This window comes from Streptomyces sp. NPDC031379, assembly GCF_055569615.1.
The window spans coordinates 93,970-112,734 of sequence record NZ_JBVIIT010000012.1 but is presented as its reverse complement, the minus strand read 5'-3'; the positions used below and the strand labels follow the sequence as shown (position 1 = coordinate 112,734).

Annotated in this window: 14 protein-coding genes and 1 pseudogene; 9 read left to right on the top strand and 6 right to left on the bottom strand. The window is 69.9% G+C overall.

Annotated elements, in window-relative coordinates:
• Positions 1 to 210: 210 nt before the first annotated feature.
• The 4 genes from ACZ5CW_RS19155 to ACZ5CW_RS19140 all read left to right on the top strand — a co-directional run bounded on the left by ACZ5CW_RS19155 (position 211) and on the right by ACZ5CW_RS19140 (position 3,938).
• On the top strand, positions 211 to 888 hold the full coding sequence (locus ACZ5CW_RS19155; RefSeq protein ID WP_468602740.1) for an ArsR/SmtB family transcription factor: 678 nt from the start codon (positions 211 to 213) through the stop codon (positions 886 to 888).
• Positions 888 to 2,066 carry a cysteine desulfurase family protein gene (locus tag ACZ5CW_RS19150; RefSeq protein ID WP_468602967.1) on the top strand — a complete coding sequence of 393 codons (1,179 nt, stop codon included), beginning with the start codon at positions 888 to 890 and terminating at the stop codon, positions 2,064 to 2,066. The genes ACZ5CW_RS19155 and ACZ5CW_RS19150 overlap by 1 nt, the downstream gene beginning before the upstream one ends.
• A 34-nt stretch (positions 2,067 to 2,100) precedes the next feature.
• On the top strand, positions 2,101 to 2,589 hold the full coding sequence (locus ACZ5CW_RS19145; RefSeq protein ID WP_468602738.1) for a PLP-dependent transferase: 489 nt from the start codon (positions 2,101 to 2,103) through the stop codon (positions 2,587 to 2,589).
• An 83-nt stretch (positions 2,590 to 2,672) separates the two neighbouring features.
• Complete coding sequence (locus tag ACZ5CW_RS19140; protein ID WP_468602736.1) at positions 2,673 to 3,938, top strand: MFS transporter; 1,266 nt, start codon at positions 2,673 to 2,675, stop codon at positions 3,936 to 3,938.
• A 163-nt stretch (positions 3,939 to 4,101) separates the two neighbouring features.
• On the opposite strand, the gene ACZ5CW_RS19135 is transcribed toward ACZ5CW_RS19140, so the two are convergent.
• On the bottom strand, positions 4,102 to 4,611 hold the full coding sequence (locus tag ACZ5CW_RS19135; protein ID WP_468602734.1) for a DUF7919 family protein: 510 nt from the start codon (positions 4,609 to 4,611) through the stop codon (positions 4,102 to 4,104).
• A 56-nt stretch (positions 4,612 to 4,667) separates the two neighbouring features.
• Positions 4,668 to 5,510 (bottom strand): hypothetical protein, encoded by an 843-nt coding sequence (locus tag ACZ5CW_RS19130; protein WP_468602732.1) that lies wholly within the window; start codon positions 5,508 to 5,510, stop codon positions 4,668 to 4,670.
• Positions 5,511 to 5,713: 203 nt separating this feature from the next.
• On the opposite strand from ACZ5CW_RS19130, the gene ACZ5CW_RS19125 reads away from it, so the two are divergent.
• Positions 5,714 to 6,292: a Type-2Aa cytolytic delta-endotoxin gene (locus ACZ5CW_RS19125; RefSeq protein WP_468602730.1), complete on the top strand. Its 579-nt coding sequence runs from the start codon at positions 5,714 to 5,716 to the stop codon at positions 6,290 to 6,292.
• 437 nt (positions 6,293 to 6,729) lie between these two features.
• The gene (locus tag ACZ5CW_RS19120) at positions 6,730 to 8,421 is read left to right on the top strand and encodes a PP2C family protein-serine/threonine phosphatase (protein ID WP_468602728.1); all 1,692 of its coding nucleotides are present in this window, start codon (positions 6,730 to 6,732) and stop codon (positions 8,419 to 8,421) included.
• Between the two features lie 233 nt (positions 8,422 to 8,654).
• On the opposite strand, the gene ACZ5CW_RS19115 is transcribed toward ACZ5CW_RS19120, so the two are convergent.
• From ACZ5CW_RS19115 to ACZ5CW_RS19105, 3 genes and pseudogenes are all read right to left on the bottom strand, one after another.
• Positions 8,655 to 9,668: an alcohol dehydrogenase catalytic domain-containing protein gene (locus tag ACZ5CW_RS19115; RefSeq protein WP_468602726.1), complete on the bottom strand. Its 1,014-nt coding sequence runs from the start codon at positions 9,666 to 9,668 to the stop codon at positions 8,655 to 8,657.
• A 69-nt stretch (positions 9,669 to 9,737) separates the two neighbouring features.
• Positions 9,738 to 9,992: pseudogene (locus ACZ5CW_RS19110) on the bottom strand (aldo/keto reductase); the annotation flags it as partial.
• Between the two features lie 337 nt (positions 9,993 to 10,329).
• Positions 10,330 to 11,010, bottom strand: coding sequence for a DUF6215 domain-containing protein (locus ACZ5CW_RS19105; RefSeq protein ID WP_468602724.1), 681 nt, complete (start codon positions 11,008 to 11,010; stop codon positions 10,330 to 10,332).
• Positions 11,011 to 11,339: 329 nt separating this feature from the next.
• Here ACZ5CW_RS19105 and ACZ5CW_RS19100 point away from each other — a divergent pair, with 329 nt between their 5' ends.
• The 3 genes from ACZ5CW_RS19100 (at position 11,340) to ACZ5CW_RS19090 (ending at position 17,549) form a co-directional block, all read left to right on the top strand.
• The gene (locus tag ACZ5CW_RS19100) at positions 11,340 to 11,666 is read left to right on the top strand and encodes a hypothetical protein (RefSeq protein WP_468602722.1); all 327 of its coding nucleotides are present in this window, start codon (positions 11,340 to 11,342) and stop codon (positions 11,664 to 11,666) included.
• A 907-nt stretch (positions 11,667 to 12,573) separates the two neighbouring features.
• Positions 12,574 to 14,274 (top strand): carbohydrate-binding module family 20 domain-containing protein, encoded by a 1,701-nt coding sequence (locus ACZ5CW_RS19095; protein WP_468602720.1) that lies wholly within the window; start codon positions 12,574 to 12,576, stop codon positions 14,272 to 14,274.
• A 293-nt stretch (positions 14,275 to 14,567) separates the two neighbouring features.
• Positions 14,568 to 17,549 carry a carbohydrate binding domain-containing protein gene (locus tag ACZ5CW_RS19090; RefSeq protein WP_468602718.1) on the top strand — a complete coding sequence of 994 codons (2,982 nt, stop codon included), beginning with the start codon at positions 14,568 to 14,570 and terminating at the stop codon, positions 17,547 to 17,549.
• A gap of 178 nt (positions 17,550 to 17,727) precedes the next feature.
• On the opposite strand, the gene ACZ5CW_RS19085 is transcribed toward ACZ5CW_RS19090, so the two are convergent.
• Positions 17,728 to 18,762 (bottom strand): LacI family DNA-binding transcriptional regulator, encoded by a 1,035-nt coding sequence (locus tag ACZ5CW_RS19085; protein ID WP_468602716.1) that lies wholly within the window; start codon positions 18,760 to 18,762, stop codon positions 17,728 to 17,730.
• Between the last annotated feature and the right edge of the window lie 3 nt (positions 18,763 to 18,765).

Sequence of the window (18,765 nt, the reverse complement as noted above, 5' to 3'; positions counted from 1 at the left end):
CTTCCGAACACCAGCTCCTCCTCATGGTGGACGCACATGGCATCACATGGCGTCTCCGTGCACGAGGGTATGGGACGGACCGGCGGCGGCACATGCTCTGACAAGTGAGCTTCGGCGGCGTGATCGCCGGATGTGCCCGGCGTCAGGCCGTTGCGATGGTCATCTCCGCCAGGCTCACTTACAATAATCCATGGATTTATGGAGGATGCCGTGCCGGAGAGCACGACGAGCGGGACGAAAGCGCGGCTGTACGACGCGTTCGCGGCCAGCGGCAAAGCCCTGGCCAGCGGAAAACGCCTGGAACTGCTGGATCTGCTGGCTCAGGGCGAGCGCACCGTCGACGCGCTCGCGAGGGCGGCCGGACTGAACCTGACCACCGCGTCGGCGCACCTGCAGACCCTCAAGCAAGCTGGTTTCGTCGCCACCCGCCGGGAGGGCGTGCGCATCCACTACCGGCTCGCCGGTGACGACGTTGCCCAGCTCTTCGCGCTGCTGCGCAAGGTCGCCGAAGCCCATCAGGCCGCTGTCCCCGCCGCCCGTGACGCCTATCTCGGCGAGGCCACCGCTCCAGAACTCAGCCGTGACGAGCTGCGGGCCCGGATCGCCGCCGGGGACGTCGTCGTGCTCGACGTGCGGCCGGTGGGGGAGTACCAGGCCGGGCACATTCCCGGCGCGCTCTCCATCCCGGTCGAGGAACTGGCCGAGCGGATCAACGAACTGCCCGAGGACCTGGAGATCGTCGTCTACTGCCGCGGCGAGTACTGCGTCCTCGCCCACGACGCGGTGCGGCTGCTGACCGACCGCGGGCGCCGGGCGATCCGTCTCGACGACGGCATGCTGGAGTGGCGCCTGGCGGAGCTGCCCGTCGACGCCTCGGAGCTGACGTGATGGGCCCGGGCGGCGACCTCCCGCCGCACCCGGGACTGGCCGGCGGGCCGGTCTACCTCGACTACAACGCGACCACCCCGGTCGACCCACGCGTCACGCAGGCGATGGCCCCGTACCTCACCGACTTCTTCGGCAACCCCTCCAGCAGCCACCCCTACGCTGACTTGCCCCGCCAGGCGCTGGCCGAGGCCCGCGCCGAAGTGGCCGGTCTGATCGGCGCCGAGCCCGACGAGATCGTGTTCACCGCCTCCGGATCCGAAGCGGATCTCCTCGCGTTGCGCGGCGCGGCCCTGTCCTCCGGCCGTACGCACCGCCACCTGATCACCCAGGCCACGGAGCACCCGGCTGTGCTGGAGACCGCCCGCGCGCTGGCACGGCTGCACGGCGTGCGGCTGACGGTCCTGCCCGTCGACCGGGACGGACTCGTAGAGCCCGCCGCCCTGGCCGCCGCCATCACCGACGACACGGTGCTGGTGTCGGTGATGGCCGCCAACAACGAGACGGGCGCTCTCCAGCCCGTCGCCGAACTCGCCCGCCTCACCCACGAGTACGGAGCGCTCTTCCACTGCGACGCCGCCCAAGCGGCGGGGAAGATCCCCCTCGACGTGAACACCCTGGGCATCGACCTGCTCACGATCGTGGGGCACAAGATGTACGCGCCGAAGGGCACGGCCGCGCTGTACGTGCGAGACGGCGTGAAACTGGAGCCGGTCGTCTACGGCGGCGGCCAGGAACACGGCCTCCGCGCAGGCACCGAGAACGTCGCCCTGGCCGTCGCTCTGGGCGCCGCCGCCCGGCTCGCGGCCGCCGAACTCGCCGCCGGCACCCCGGCCCGCGTCGCGGCCCTGCGCGACGACCTCCACCAGCGGCTGGCCGCAGCGCTGCCCGGCCGCGTCCACCTCAACGGTCCCGACGAGCAGCGCCTGCCGAACACCCTCAACGTCAGCGTCGACGGCGTTCTCGGTCACGAACTCCTCGCCGCCGCCGACCAGATCGCGGCCTCCACCGGCTCCGCCTGCCACAGCGGCGCCCACACCCCGTCCCCAGTACTGACCGCCATGGGCCTCGACCCGGCCCGCGCGCTCGGCGCCTTGCGGCTGTCCCTGGGCCGCTGGACCACCCAAGGCGACATCGAGACAGCGGCAACGTCCCTCATCCGGGCGGCTGCGACGCAGTGACCGGGCCGGCCGGCCCGAAGTGCAGGAGCCGACGATGAGCAGGAGAGGCATGACCCGGACCACCGAACACGCACTGTCCACCCGCAGCGTCCATGCCGGCGAACACCGTGACGCCGAAGGCGCCGTCCACGCTCCGCGCCACCACCACTCCACATGCGCCAGGTCTACGACGGTACCTTCGCACCGCTCGGCGACCACCTGCCCCAGTCCGGCATCACCGCCCGTTCCTGCACACCGACGAAGCCGGCAGCCTGCCGCAGGTACTGGACCGTCCTCGACGCCACCGCCGGCCGGACGGCCGCGGGCGTGGACCGGCTGCGGCTGTTCGCCATCGCCCCCGGCCGGCGCCCTCCAATCCCTGATCACCCAGCCGATCACCACCATCCACCACGGCCTCGCCCCCGCCGAACGCGCCGAAAGCGCCGAGCGCGGCAACGCCGACAGCGTGATCCGTCTGTCCGTCGGCCTCGAAGACGCCGACGACCTCATCGCCGACCTCGCCCAAGCCCTCGACGCCGGCTGACGAACCACCCCACGCCCACCGGCCCACAACCGACCGAGGTGAGCCCGGGTCGGTGCGCCACCACGCCAGCTCCGGGAGAGAAGATGACCAGCACCGCATCCGCCGGCACGACCGTCCACATATCCGACCCCGACCAGGCGCAACGCCGCATCCTGCGCGTCCTGGTCGCCTCCCAGGTCCTCAGCGGCGCGGGACTCGCAGCCGGCGTCACGGTCGGAGCCCTCCTTGCCCAGGACATGCTCGGCTCCACGAGTCTCGCCGGGCTGCCCAGCGCCCTGTTCACGGGTGGATCCGCGCTGGCCGCCGTCGTCGTCGGCCGCATCTCCCACGCTCGAGGGCGCCGACCGGGCCTCGCCATCGGATACCTCACCGGCGCCATCGGCTCAGCCGGCGTCATCACCGCCGCCGTCCTGAGCAACCCGGTCCTGCTGTTCATCGCCCTGTTCGTCTACGGCGCCGGCACCGCCACCAACCTCCAGGCCCGCTACGCCGGAGCCGACTCCGCCGCACCCGGCCACCGCGCACGGGCCGTCTCCACCGTCCTGGTCGCCACCACCCTCGGCGGCGTCGCCGGACCCAACCTCGCCGCCCCCACCGGCACCTTCGCCGAACACCTCGGCATCCCGAACCTCGCCGGGCCCTTCCTCCTCTCCGGCGCCGCCTACGCACTGGCCGCCCTCGTCCTCGCCCTCTGTCTGCGACCCGACCCCCTGCTCCTGGCCCGCGCCCTCGCCCGGGCCAAGGAAGCCGACCCCACCACGCGTGCGTCCGACGCCGAGGTCGCCGACACGACGGACGGCCGCGCAGGCGTCGTCCGCGGTGCACTGGTCATGGTCCTCACCCAGCTCGTCATGGTCGCGATCATGACCATGACGCCGGTCCACATGCGCGACCACGGCCACGGCACCGCCGCCTCCGGCCTCGTCATCGCCGTCCACATCGGTGCCATGTACCTGCCCTCACCGCTGACCGGCTGGCTCGTCGACCGCTACGGCCGCATGAAGATCGCCGGAACCTCCGGACTCACCCTGCTCGCCGCCGGCATCCTCGCCGCCGCAGCCCCCGACGACTCCGTCGCCCTGCTCGCGCTCGCCCTCGCCCTGCTCGGCCTCGGCTGGAACTTCGGCCTCGTCTCCGGCACCGCGATCATCACTGACACCGTCCCGCTCGCCACCCGCGCCAGGACCCAGGGCCTGGTCGATGTCTCCATCGCCATCGCCGGAGCCACCGGCGGCATCACCTCAGGCCTGATGGTCGCCACCACCAGTTACCCCACGCTCGCCCTCACCGGCGGCATCCTCTCCCTCGCCCTCCTGCCTGCAATCGCCGCCACGGCCTACCGTCGATGAACCCCACCACCCCCGAGCCCCCCACGCCCGGCATCACCGTCGACGGCACCGGCCGTAGCCGATCCCACTCACCCCGAGCCCGTCAGCCGGGTCTATGTGACCAACTACGCGTCCGACACGGTGTCAGAGGTGCCCGGGACTACCGGGCACCTCTTTCCTGCCCCTACTCCAGCAGGCGTTCGGCGTCTTCCGGGACCCACGGGAATGGCACGTCGGGCCATCGTGCGGCAGCCCACGCGCCGAGATCGACGGCGAGAACGGCATCGATGAAAACCTGAGGCGGCCGGTAGCGGTGAACGGTGATGTAGTGCGTGATCAGGTACGGGGCGGCGTAGGCGATGCCGAACTCGCCCGGGATCCGTATCTCCCCGTTCCCTTCCGGGGCCTCCGCCTCAGGACACAGGTCGCACTCGTGGACGCCGAGGCAGACGTTCATCCACTGGACCTGCTGGATGGCCTGCAACTTCTCCACGAAGCCCGTGGGAGCAGGCCCTGTCGAGTACGGCTTGCCGGCTTCCAGCCATCCGACGTTCAGGCGGATGTACTGCGGGCGGTACCAGAACTCGTGGAACGACTCCCTGTCCCCGAACGCGTCCACGTCGTGGTAGGTGTACTCGCTGAGGTCTTCGTAGAACACCCGCACATCATCGCCCCACGCTGCGTCGACGCCCATGCGATTAGACCACCCATCGGGCACGGCCCAGTGCTGCCCGCCGCGCCGGCGCCCAGCTAGCCGAGGTTCCGCAGCACCTCGGCGATGTTGGCTCGGTACGTCCGCAGCGCCTGCAGCCCGGCGGCGTAGCGGTCGCGGTGCTGTGTGATGTCCACTGCCTGCTTCTGCGCCCGTACAGCGTGCCAGAGTTCGGCCGTATGGTGGCGGCGCTTGCAGGTGACGTCCGCGACGGCGGTGGCCCGCTCCCGCTGCGAATGCCGGGTGTTGCCGTCACTCTTCCGCTGCCAGGCATCGTCCGTGTACGCCGCGACGGGGTCGGGATAGCGGGTGAATCCTTGTTCTGCCACACAGCGGGACCACACCTCCCAGGCCGCGCGCAGGCGCGGGTCGCGCTTGACCGCCTTGTCGACCTCGATCGTCCGTGTGCTCGCGTAGAGCCAGTCCCGCTTGAGGTCGATGCCGCGCATCAGCCGCCGACCCGCCTCGGCATTGCAGGCGGGCAGGTCCGCATACTCGGCGTAGGTCATCCGGCGACCCTTCGGCCGCAGGGCCAGGGACTTCGCCGGGTCCCAGCCGTAGCCCCAGTGGCGGGCGGCGGCAAGGTCCAGGGCGCCGTAGTCGGTGCCGACGGCGGTGGCGACGACGGGGTCACTGGGATAGCGGGGGTCGAGCGGGAAGTCCGGGTGGCCGCGCTCCGCCATGCACTGACGGACCAGCAACGCCGATGCCCGCTGCGAGCGCTGGTAGTCCTGCGACGTGAAGTCGTAGCGGTCGGCCGGGAGGGGGCCGAGGTCCGACGCCGTGCGGATGACCTCCGGGCGTTCTGGACCGGAGGCGCAGATCGCCGCCAGTACCGTCACACCTGCCACGGCAACCAGCCGCCGCCCCCGCCTCGTCATGCGACAGGATGCTAGCGGGCGGCGCGTAGCGGTCGGCCATGGCCCCCAGCGGCTCATCCACGCATGCCGAGACCAGCGTTGCCGGTTCGTCTTCCGACGGCCACGCACGGCGCCCGCCGCATAGACGCCCCACAGGTGGCGGTGGCGCACCGCTACGGCATACTGACGCCTCACCAGTGCAACAAAATGTTGAAGGAGGAGAGTTGGCAGCCAGCTTCAGGACAGTCACCCAGGTGGAAGAGGCTCATCTCGCCCAAGCGGAGGCCCTGGGGCGTGCCTTCCAGGAAGCGATCGCGCCCGCCACCGTCAACTACGACTTCCGTCACATCCGCGATGCCGCCGCTCTGCTTCCCGACAGTGACATCGTCAAGATGGTCCGCGGTTGGGGGCTGCGGGAGGAGGCGCCGATCCTGGTGATGGCGCTCTCCCTCAAGGAGGCGGTCCGCCAGGCGCTCCCGCCCGAGGCGGCTCAGGCGTCATTCTGGGACACCGTCGAGCGCGACCTCATGGATGCCTTCACCGGCCTCGCGGCGCAGGAGGGCGAACCGGGACTGGCCTACTACGAGGAGGAGCCGGACCACACGAGCTACTACCGCGATTTGTTCTTCGCCCTCCAGGACGAGGAAGCCGGCCCGTACCTGTACGCCGTTGCCTTCTGCGCCGACGTCACCGTCAGCTACGACAAGGCCCGTGTGGAGACCCTGAGCCTCACCGACACCGCACCGTTCGCGGTCCGGCTCAACGCGATCGTCGTGCGCCAGAAGCTCGCGAACGTGGCCTGATCCTCCCGGCATCGCCTGCCGCTTCCTTTGAGGGCCGTCCCGCGTACGTCCTGCGGCCGGTCCACCCACAGGTCCCACGACCAGTCACGGCCCGCCGTCCCGGGTCGCGACTCCAACAGCAGCACGGCCGGCACCGTAGCGAAGCCGATTTCGCTGCACCCCGTCGTCGACGACCCGCCGCCCACCCCCACCGGATCGATTCCTGGAGCGTGCACCCACGACTCTGGGCGGACTCGAACACGTACGGCCCCCTGCTCGCGGCGGTGACGCCGGCGTCGGAACACGCGCGTGCCTGCCTGCGCACCGGCGCCCCGACGGATCAAGCTCAGCAGCCGGGGTGATGATGCTCCTGCTTGCCGCGAGGGTCACCTGTGGCCCAGGGGGAACCCGGATCGCAGGGATGACCGAGGCGACTTCTCCGGTGACGGGAGGCAGCGATGATGGGCCCGGACGGTCCGCGGGAAGCGGTTGTCAAGGTCCTCGGCACCCTCGGCACGGGTGCGTACCTGGCGGACGAGCAGGGCGTGATCGTCGCCGTCAACCCGCGCGGCGAACGACTGCTGGCCCGCTCCGCCTCTGATCTGGTCGGCCGGGACGCCCACGACCTGCTGCACCGCACCAGCCGCGGGGAACCCGTGCCGAGAACCCAGTGCCGGATGCGGGAGAGCGTCCTCGGCGGGCGCACGGAGCAGGGTGAGGACGAGTGGCTCGAGCGCGGAGACGGCACGCTGTTGCCGGTGGCATGGCTGGCCACTCCCTGTGACATCGGTGGCCGCCCGCCGGTCACGCTCGTCCTCTTCCACCCCGCAGAACGCCCCGGGCGACCCGCTCAGCGGCCACCGGCCGGCGGACGGCTCTCCGAACTGGAACGGCTAGCTCTGCTCGCCGAGACGACCACCTTGCTCACCTCCACCCTGGACATCCACGAGGCGCTGCGCCGCCTGATCAACCTCGTGGTGCCTCGTATCGCCGACTGGGCCGTCATCGACCTGATCGGCGAGCGGGACGAAGTGTGGCGCTTCGCCGTCGCCCATGCCGAAGGCGGCACCCTGCAGTTCCGGGAGGACCTCCAGGGCCCCATGCCGCCGGTGCCGCAAGAGTCCCCGATGCCCCTGTCCCGCGCCCTGCGCGGCGTCGCGTCCTCCTTCGCCGGCCCCGAGACCTATCAGGGCCCGCCCGACTCCGGCATCGCGGTGGAGCAACGGCGCCTGTTCGAGGCGACCGGCATGCACTCGGCAATCATGGTCCCCCTCCGCAGCCTGCACGACGTCATGGGTGCCCTCACCCTCGGCCGCGCCGACCAGCCCGACCGGTTCACCGCGACCGACACCGCCCTGCTGGAGGACATTGCCCGACGCGCCAGCCTCGCCTTGGAGAACGCCCGCCTCTACCAGCGGCAGCGCCAGGTCGCCGAGACCATGCAGCGCCATCTGCTGCCGAGGCTCCCGCGGTCGCCCGGCCGCACCATGACCGCCCGCTACCTGCCTGCGCCGGACGCCTCTCACGTCGGCGGCGACTGGTACGACGCGTTCACCCTGCCGGACGGCGCCACCGCCCTCGCCATCGGCGACGTCGTCGGCCACGACCTGGACGCGGCGGCCGGCATGGCCCAGCTGCGGAACATGCTCCGGGCGTACGCCGTGTCCCAGCAGAAGCCTCCGAGCAAGATCGTGGAATGGCTCGACCGGGCGACCCTGGACATCGCCGAGGTCTCCATGGCCACGCTGGTATTCGCCCGCATGAGTGAGAACGCGGCCGGCCGGTGCGAGCTGTCCTGGACCAACGCGGGCCATCCACCTCCGCTCCTGGTCACCCGCGAGGGCATGGCCCGCTATCTGACCGACGGCCACGGGATCCTCCTGGGCGTCACACCCGCGCAGGTCCGTCCCGACGCGACGGCGGAACTGCCGTCCGGGGCAACCCTGCTCCTCTACACCGACGGCCTGATCGAGTCCCCGGGCCACACCCTGGACGAGGGCCTGGACCGCCTGCGCCGGCACGCCGCGGCCTTGGCCCATCGCCCCCTGGAATCCTTCACCGACGAGTTGCTGGCACGGGCGCGCCCGCCGGACAACGACGACGACGTGGCCCTGCTGGCCGTGCGGCACGGGCCCAGCCAGTGTTCCTGAGGCAGGTGGGCAGGACGCGGATGGCTCGGGGTCGTGATGGTCGAAGAACAGCGAGCCGCCGGTGTCCAGGGTTGCGATCCGGGCCATCCGGGCGTCGGTGAGCTGGAAGTCGAACGCTCGGCGTCCCCGGCGGGGATCTGGCGGACGCCGAAGCCGAGGACCGGCATCTCGATGCCGTTGTTCAGGGTGACGCAATGCATGTGCGGTGGTCCTTCGCTCGTCCGGTGCGAGGGTCAGGGGTGGATGAGGGCCTTGAGGACCGGGCGGTCGGCCATGCCCCGGTAAGCGTCCGGGGCACGGTCGAGGGTGAATTCCCGGTCGAAGACGCGGCCGGGGGTGATCGAGCCGTCCAGGACGCCGGGCAGCAGTTGCCCGATGTAGGCGCGGGCGGGGCTGGCGCCGCCGGTCAGGGTGATGTTGCGCATGAACTCGGCCGGGCCGATCGATCCCTGTTCGTACTGCGGGACACCGAGGCGGCTGATGGTGCCGCCGTCCAGGACTGCGCCCAGGGCGGTGTCCAGTGCCTGCCGGGTGCCGACAGCCTCGATCACCTTGTGCACGCCGCCGGTCAGGTCACGGACCCGGGCCGTGCCTTCCTCGCCGCGCTCGGCGACGACGTCGGTGGCTCCGAATTCGCGGCCCAGCTCGGTGCGCGCCGCAGGGCGGCCCGCGAGCAGGATCCGCTCGGCTCCCAGCCGTGTGGCGGCGATGACCACGCACAGTCCGACCGCGCCGTCCCCGACGACCAGCACCGTGTCCCCGCGCCCCACACCGGCGGTGACGGCGCCGTCGTGGCCGGTGGTCATCACGTCCGACAGCGCGAGCAGCGACGGCAGCAGCTCCGAGTCGGCGGCGACCGGCAGCTTGACCAGGGTTCCCTCGGCGTACGGGACGCGCACCGCCTCGCCCTGGCCGCCGTCGACACCGTCGAAGCCGTACCGTCCGCCGTTGCGGGAGGACATCTGCAGGCCCCTTTGGCAGGAGTCGCAGGTGTCGTCGCTGTAGGTGAATGGGGCGACGACCAGGTCGCCGGCCTTCAGTCCGGTCACCTCGGCGCCGGTCTCCTCGACGATGCCGAGGAATTCGTGGCCCATGGGGCGGCCGGTGTCGGTGGCGGGCATGGACTGGTAGGGCCACAGGTCGCTGCCGCACACGCGGGAGGCGAGGGTGCGGACGACGGCGTCCGTGGACTGAACGATCTTCGGGTCGGTTCGGTCCTCGACGCGGACGTCTCCGGCTCCGGACATCACTGCTGCACGCAGGGGAGGGGGGCTCCAAACAGGGGATGGACGTGGTGGCGGGTCGGCGGGCCGGGGTCAGCGTTCGAGCATCCGCCGTCCGGCCTCCGTGTGGGTCTCGCCCGCGGCCGGCGGCAGGCTGCTGAGCCGTGCCAGCTGCTCGGCGGTCAGCTCGACGGCATCGGAGGCGGTGTTCTCCTCGACGCGGTGCACGCGCTTGGTGCCCGGGATCGGAGCGATGTCGTCGCCCTGGGCGAGCAGCCAGGCGAGCGCGGCCTGCGCGGCGACGGCCCGGACCTCGTCGGCGATACGCAGGTTGCGCCGGAAGCGCTCCCGCAGGACGGGCTCTCTGCGGCGTCGATGAACGTGACGCCCAGCTCCAGCGCCCGGTGCAGGGTCCGCACGGACTCCGCCTCGTCGGTGCCGGAGCCGGTGCAGCCGTGGGACATGCCCGTCGCGCCGAGACCGATCCGGGAAACCTCCAGGTCACGCAGCTTGATGCAACGCCGCGCCTGCCTCGCCCGGCCTCGGCTCCTCGCAGCAGGAGACGGTACGCCGACAGAGGTGAGCGCCCCGCCTGCCCGCGCCGTCGGGGATCAGGACGGCGGGGAGGATGTTCCCATCGCCGGGCCGGTCGGGTTGCCTTGGCGACGGGTGCCGTCGGGGCTCGTCAGGTGGTGGACCAGCCCGGGATCGTCGGCAGGACCCGCTCGGCGACGCGAAGCAGGGCCGCGTCGTCGGGCGCCACGTCGTCCTGGCGCCAGACGGCGATGTCGAACGCGACGCCCTTGTCCTTCGGATCCCTGGAGACCAGCAGGTGGCGGGCGATGCCGCCCTGGCCGGCGGTGGCCTTGCCGTTGTCGAAGGTGAGGGCCAGGGTGTGGTCCGAGTAGAGCACTGCCGGGTGGCCGAGGATCTTCCGGGATTCGGCGCCGCGGTCCAGGAACCTGGCCGTCTCGATGAGGGGGAGTCCGTCGTAGGACGCCGAGATGTTCACGGAGTACGTCTTGAGCTGGACTTCCGCCTCGGGATCCACGGTCTTGGTGCCGTCCAGTGCGGACTTGAACTGGCTCACGCTGCCCTGAGCACTGTCCACCTGCTCGCTCGGCGTGCCGAGCAAGGCCGGCAGGTCCGGCCGGTTCAGTGCCTCACACAGCCGGTCCGGAGAAATCTTCCGCGCAGGCACGGCGTCCCGTGATTTCTCGCAGGCGGCCGGGCCGGGGTCGGAGGTCTCGTCGGGCAACAACTCCGTCGCCCACACCGCCGCCAGTGCGCCGCCGACCACCAGGAACGCCGTCACCGCCTGCAGCGCCGCGTTCGGACCCTTCTCGGGCACCGCACTGTCGGTCATCTCCCACCCCCGTTGCTTCCCCTGATAAGCGCACGGGAGCCTAACCGGTGATCATCTTGTAGGGAAAGTGTGTGATCGAAGAGGGACCGATCTGGGCGGCGACCCGCGAGCACGGCCTGCTACCCGCGTACGAATGGGTAGTTACGGACTCTCCCCGGTGACAGGCGGCTTTGCCCGATCGTTCATCGGGCGGCAGAGGATCTGCCCTCCGACCTGAGCAGAGGGGAATGCCTTGAAGATCACACATCGGCTTGGGGCCGTCGTCATGTCGGCCTTGGCTGCCATCACGTTCGCAGCAGGCACGGCGAACGCACAGGACGGGGCCGCTCGTGTCCGTCCTGGACGGCATCAGCCTCGCGCCCAACGTAAGCCCGGCCGTGGCCCTCGTCTGCAACCAGTCGGTGCAGCAGGGCAATAAGAACAAGGTTCAGGGAAACCAGAGCCTCACGTGCAACCAGACCGCCACGCAGACCAGCACCGGCGGCGGGAACGGCGGTCAGGGCTTCACCGGGTACGAGGTGGTGGTGGATGCCAACAACCTCATCGCCGCGGGTGACTTCGATGGCGCCGTCGTGCAGTGCCCGGCCGGCAAGAACACCGAGGACCATCAGGCGGCGTTCGACGCCTACGCCGTCTGTGCGAACGTCGGCAGCTGAGTCGTAGGTGGTCGGGGGCTCGAAGTCTTGGGTCTGTGGTCTTTCCACGGGCGGACGCCATGCGGCCACCCCTTCGAAAGAGGCCGGTGCCCTCATTCCGCTCCACCACGAGCACCCTCACATGTGCCCGTTCCCGCCTCAGGAGGCCGCCCGGCGCCTTCCTGAGGCCTCGACGCGTCTCCTGGAGGCAGCGAGGCGCACCTCGCGATGGTCGTGCACGTGAGCCCCGTACTCCGCGGGAACCTGCGCCCTACGCCCTGGCCGACCGGGCGGCGGTCCTGGACCTGGACCTGGACCTGGTCGACAGGACCGGCTGACCGGCCGGCCGCCGTCGGCCGCGCCCTGCCCGCGCCCTGCTCGGCCACGCCGCCGCAGAGCTGGGCCCCGCCCGGCCTGAAGGCCCTTCCCGTCCGCCACCGCCCCACCACTGAGGCCGTGCTGCCGGGTTGTGTCAGCCGCAGCATGCCGCCTGCGTCCAGACCCAGCGGTGCGCGCAGGGTTCGCAACGACCCGGCCACCGACCCGTCCTCGGCGCGGAAGCCGACCTGCCCCGGAGGCGACCACCGTCAGTAGCCGCCGGCGGGTGGCGGCCGGCACTCGGGAGCATCGGTCGAGCGCCCCTCGACGTGTCGATCGCATCGCCGGGCTGCCGTACACAGGTCGGCAGGCCCCTCTCGCCTGACTTTCTTGCGAAACGGTTTGCAGAGCTGCCCTCCACTCTTCACCTGCTGAACTTCCGTTTGTGCGCGAGGGGTTGACCGGAGTTGTTGAGCGCCGTACGGTCTCAGCCGCAATCCCTTGCAGCAATTGCCAACGTGCTGCAAGGGGCGGCATGAGCCTTCTTCGGCATGGCGCGTCGTCACGTGAGGCTGCTCCCCTACACCCCACCTTCATAGATGGAGACACCATGGCCAGAAGGACCGTGGCCGCTGCACTCGCCTTGATGGCGGGAGCCGCTGTGGCCGTCACGGCGCCGACGCCGGCGCAGGCAAGTGCGCCCGGCGCCAAGGACGTCACCGCGGTGATGTTCGAGTGGAACTTCGCCTCCGTCGCCAAGGCCTGCACGGACGAGCTGGGCCCCGACGGGTACGGCTACGTCCAGGTATCCCCGCCGAACGAGCACATCCAGGGAAGCTCCTGGTGGACGGCCTACCAGCCCGTCAGCTACAAGATCGGCACCAAGCTGGGCGACCGCTCCGCCTTCAAGAGCATGGTGGACACCTGCCACGCCGCGGGCGTCAAGGTGGTCGTCGACACCGTGATCAACCACATGGCGAACGCCTCGGGCGCGGGCACCGCCGGGTCGTCGTTCAGTAAGTACGACTATCCCGGTACGTACTCGTCCTCCGACCTGGACGACTGCACCTCGAGCATCAGCAACTACGCGGACCGCTGGAATGTCCAGCACTGCGAGATGGGTGGCCTGCCCGACCTCGACACCGGCGAGGAGTACGTTCGCAAGACGATCGCCGGCTACATGAACGACCTGCTCTCCCTCGGCGCCGACGGCTTCCGCGTCGACGCGGCCAAGCACATCGCCGAGGACGACCTCGCGAACATCAAGTCCCGACTCACCGACACCGGCGTCTACTGGAAGCAGGAGACGATCGGGGCCTCGGGAGAGGCGGTGCAGCCCGGCGAGTACTACAGCACCGGCGATGTGCAGGAGTTCCACTACGCCTCTGACCTCAAGCGAGTCTTCAACAACGAGAAGCTCGCCTCTCTCAAGAACTTCGGCGAGGCCTGGGGCTACGTCTCCAGCAGCAAGGCCTCGGTGTTCGTCACCAATCACGACACCGAGCGCAACGGCGGCTCCCTCACCTACAAGGACGGCGCCAACTTCACCCTCGCCAACGTCTTCATGCTGGCGTGGCCCTACGGCTCGCCCGACGTGCACTCCGGCTACGAGTTCAGCGACACCAACGCGGGCGGTCCCAACAACGGTCAGGTGAACGCCTGCTACTCCGACGGGTGGAAGTGCCAGCACGCCTGGCGCGAGATCGCGAGCATGGTCGGGTTCCGCAACACGGCTGCCGGCACCGCCGTGACCAACTGGTGGGACAACGGGAACAACCAGATCGCCTTCGGCCGCGGTGACAAGGCATATGTGGCCCTCAACCACGAAGGCTCGTCGCTGACACGCACGTTCCAGACCTCGTTGCCGGCGGGTGACTACTGCGACGTGCAGAGCGGCACGGGCGTCACCGTGAACGCCTCCGGCCAGTTCACCGCCACCCTCGGCGCCAATACGGCCTTGGCCCTGCATGGCGGAGCAAAGACCTGCGGGGGCGGCTCGGGCGGTGGAGGCCACACCGCGACCGGAGCGTCGTTCCAGGTCAACGCCACCACTCAGTGGGGCGAGAACATCTATGTCGTCGGCAACAACTGGACCCTCGGCAACTGGAACACCGGCAACGCTCTCAAGCTGGACTCGGCGAGCTACCCGGTCTGGAAACTTGACGTGTCCCTGCCCGCAGGCACGTCCTTCGAGTACAAGTACATCCGCAAGGACGCAAGCGGCAACGTCACCTGGGAGAGCGGCGCCAACCGCACCGCCACAGTCGGTTCCAGCGGCCTGGTCACCCTGACCGACACCTGGCGCAGCTGACCACTACTGCCCGACCGACCGCCCGGCCCCGGCTCCGCCCAGCGCGCCGGGCGGTCCCTGCCCGCCCCGTCGTGGGCGCGGGCCACGCCTCGAGATCGAGGCCCCCTGTCGCGGGCCTCGATCATCCGCGCCTACGCGGGCCGGCCCACGGCGAGTACGTCGTGACACCGGCGAACTGCTGAGAAATTCAGAGAGGCGATGCCGCACGCGGGCGCTGGAGGTCTCGAGGCGCGTCAAGGCCTCCGCCGGCGCCCGCCCCATGGCACCCTTCCCACCGGATCCTGGAGACGCGCATGAGACGCCGCCGCTCCCTCGCCCACCGCTGGGTGGCCGGAGCTATCGCCGCAGGGACACTCGTCCTGCCGATCACCATCACCCCCACCGCGCCCGCGGTCGCCGCCTCGGTGTCCGCCACCGGCTCGGCCACCGCCACCTCGGCCACCGTCTTCTACTACACCAAGACCAAGAACTGGTCCGACTACTACCTCCACTACGCCCCGGACGGCGGTTCGTGGACCACCGTGCCCGGCACGCACATGGAAGCCGCGTGCACGGACTGGGTGAAGCTGACGGTCGACCTGGGCTCCGCCGCGGGGCTCCAGGCCACCTTCAACAACGGAAGCGGGGTCTGGGACAACAACGCCGGTCGGAACTACGCCCTGGGCACAGGGAACATCACCGTCAAGGACGGTGTGGTGGCGCACAGCGACCCGTGCGCCGACTCCGGCGAGGGGACCGGCAACGAGGCGACCGTCTACTACTCGACCCAGACCCTCGGCTGGACCACCGCGAACCTGCACTACGCCCCCGCCGGCGGATCCTGGACCGCCGTGCCGGGCGTGGGCATGGAGGCCGCCTGCACCGGCTGGTGGAAGAAGACGGTCGACATCGGCTCCGCCACCTCGCTGAAAGCCGCTTTCAACAACGGAAACGGCGTCTGGGACAACAACAACGGCGCCGACTACACCATCGCGTCCGGCACGAGCACGGTGAAGAACAACACCGTCACCGCGAACGCGAAGGACCCGTGCGCCGCCGAGGAACCCGACACCAAGGCGCCCAGTGTTCCGGCCAACGTCCGCGCGAGCGCGACGAACACCTCCGTCGTGGTGTCCTGGGACGCCGCCACCGACGACACCGGCGTGACCAAGTACCAGGTCTCCCGTACCGGCGGCAGCACCGGCACCTCGGTCGTCGACGTCACCTCCACCGTCTTCTCCGACACGGGCCTGGAGGAGGACACCGCCTACAGCTACACGGTGAAGGCCCTGGACGCGGCCGGTAACGCCTCAGCCGCCTCCACCGCGGCCACGGCGACCACCGGGAAGAAGCCGGCCACCCCTGCCGCCGGCACCCCGCTGGGCACCGATCCGCGCAAGGACCCGATCTACTTCGTCATGACCGCCCGCTTCTACGACGGCGACACGTCGAACAACCGCGGCGGCAGTCAACACGTCAAGTCCGGCAACGCCGCGAACAACGACCCGATGTTCCGCGGCGACTTCAAGGGCCTCGTCGAGCGCCTCGACTACATCAAGGCGCTCGGCTTCTCGGCGGTCTGGATCACGCCGGTCGTCCTCAACCGCTCGGACTACGACTACCACGGCTACCACGGCTACGACTTCTACAAGGTCGACGCCCGCCTGGAGTCGACCGGTGCCTCCTACCAGGACCTGATCAACGCGGCGCACGCCAAGGGCATGAAGATCTACCAGGACGTCGTCTACAACCACAGCTCACGCTGGGGGGCCAAGGGCCTGTTCACCCCGACCGTGTACGGCACCCGGGACAGCGAGTGGAGCTGGTACTACGACGAGAAGAACGAGGGCTTCGAGTACGACGGCCTCGCCGTCGAGACCAAGTCCGGCAAGTCGTACTACAACGGCGATCTGTGGTCCACCGCCGAACCGGCCGGCAACACATGCCTCAACTGGGGCAAGCCCACCGGCGGCAAGAGTGCCGAGGGCTACACCGTCTACAACTGCCAGTGGCCCAGCCCCACGTCCGGCATGTTCCCCAAGGCCTACTACCACCAGTGCTGGATCGGCAACTGGGAGGGTGAGGACTCCCGGTCCTGCTGGCTGCACGAGGACCTGGCCGACTTCGACACGGAGAACACCCAGGTGCAGAACTACCTGATCGGGGCGTACAACAAGTACATCGACATGGGCGTGGACGGCTTTCGCGTCGACACGGCCGTCCACATCCCGCGGGTCACCTGGAACCGCCGCTTTCTGCCCGCGATCCAGGAGCGCGTCACCCAGCAGTTCGGCGCCTACGCGGCACGCAACTTCTTCGTCTTCGGCGAGGTCGCGGCCTTCGTCAACGACAAGTGGAACCGCGGCTCCGTGAACCACTCCGCCCAGTTCTACACGTGGAAGGAACGCAAGGAGTACAGCGCCGACGACGAGAAGGCGGCCATCGAGCAGTACGACTACGAGAACAACCTCGGCACGGGCAACCAGCCGACCTCCACCAACGCCTTCCTGAACGGCAACACCTACCACGCTCCGGACCACAGCAAGTTCTCCGGGATGAACATCATCGACATGCGCATGCACATGAACTTCAGCGATGCGCAGAACGCCTACAGCAACGGCAAGGACTCCGACGACAGCGTCAACGACGCCACCTACAACGTCGTCTATGTCGACAGCCACGACTACGGCCCCAACAAGTCGAGCACCCGCTACAGCGGAGGCACCGACGCCTGGGCCGAGAACATGTCGCTGATGTGGACCTTCCGTGGCATCCCGACGCTGTACTACGGCTCGGAGATCGAGTTCCAGAAGGGACAGCGCATCGACTGCGGCTCGACCTGTCCCCTCGCCACGACCGGACGCGCGTACTACGGCGACCACCTGGCCGGGTCGGTCACGGCGTCCGACTTCGGTACGGTGGCGTCCGCCGGCGGCCAGGTCGCCACCACGCTGGCCCAGCCGCTGGTGAAGCATCTGCAACGGCTGAACCAGATCCGCCGGGCGGTCCCGGCACTCCAGATGGGCCAGTACTCCACGGAGGGCATCTCGGGAAGCATGGCGTTCAAGCGTCGCTACACCAGCGGCGGCACCGACAGCTTCGCACTCGTCACCGTGACCGACTCGGCGACGTACTCGGGCATCCCGAACGGCACCTACCGGGACGCCGTGACCGGTGACGTCAAGTCCGTCTCGAACGGTTCCCTGAGCGTGGCGGCGCCCGGCACGGGCAACCTGCGGGTGTACGTCCTCGACGGACCCGGAAAGATCGGAACGGACGGCCCCTACCTGAAGTAGCGGCGCCTGGCGGAAGCGGGAGACGACACACCCGCGTCGAGCAGCGCACCGGGCGGGGAGCACCATCCCCGTCCGGCCGCAGGCGAAGTTCAGGAAGCGGCAGTCCCTGGCCGTCGTCCAGGAGGCGGACGGCGGCCACCACCGGTGAGACGGTGTCCCGCCCGCCCACGGACGATCCCTAGGGCCGCTTGCCGTTCCTGGGGGCCGATGCCGTGGAGCCGCGTACCACCAACTCCGGCATGAACACGAACTCGCTGTGCGGCGCCGGTGTCCCGCCGATCTCCTCCAGCAGGGTGCGCACCGCGGCCTGGCCCATGGCCGGCACCGGTTTGCGGATCGTCGTCAGCGGCGGGTCGGTGAAGGCGATCAGCGGAGAGTCGTCGAAGCCCACGACGGAGAAGCCCTGCGGGACTTCCAGGCCGCGCTGCCGGGCCGCCCGTATCGCACCGAGCGCCATCATGTCGCTGGCACACACGATCGCCGTGCACTCCCGCCCGATGAGCGCCGCCGCGGCGGCCTGACCGCCCTCGAGGGTGTAGAGGGAGTGCTGGATCAGCTGGGATTCGATGACGTCCGAAGGCAGGCCCACCTGGTCCTGCATCGCGCGCACGAAGCCCTCCATCTTGCGCTGCACCGGCACGAACCGCTTCGGCCCGAGCGCCAGTCCGATCCGGGTGTGCCCCAAGGACACCAGGTGCGTCACCGCGAGCATCATCGCCGCCCGGTCGTCCGGCGAGATGAACGGCGCCTGCACCTTCGGGGAGAAGCCGTCGACCAGGACGAACGGCACTCCCTGGATACGCAGGCGCTCGTAACGCTCCATATCGGCACTGGTGTCCGCGTGGAGGCCGGAGACGTAGATGATGCCCGCGACCTCGCGGTCCACCAGCATCTCGGTCAGCTCGTCCTCCGTGGAGCCACCGGGGGTCTGCGTGGCGAGCACCGGTGTGTAGCCCTGACGGGTCAGCGCCTGGCCGATGACCTGGGCCAGGGCCGGGAATATCGGGTTCTCCAGCTCCGGCGTGATCAGCCCCACCAGGCCCTCGCTGCGCTGCCGCAGCCGCAGTGGACGCTCATAGCCGAGCACGTCCAGCGCGGCGAGCACGGACTGACGGGTGGTGGCGGCGACGGTGGGCTTCCCGTTGAGTACGCGGCTGACGGTGGCCTCGCTCACTCCCGCCTGCGCAGCGATGTCGGCCAGCCGTATGGTCACAGG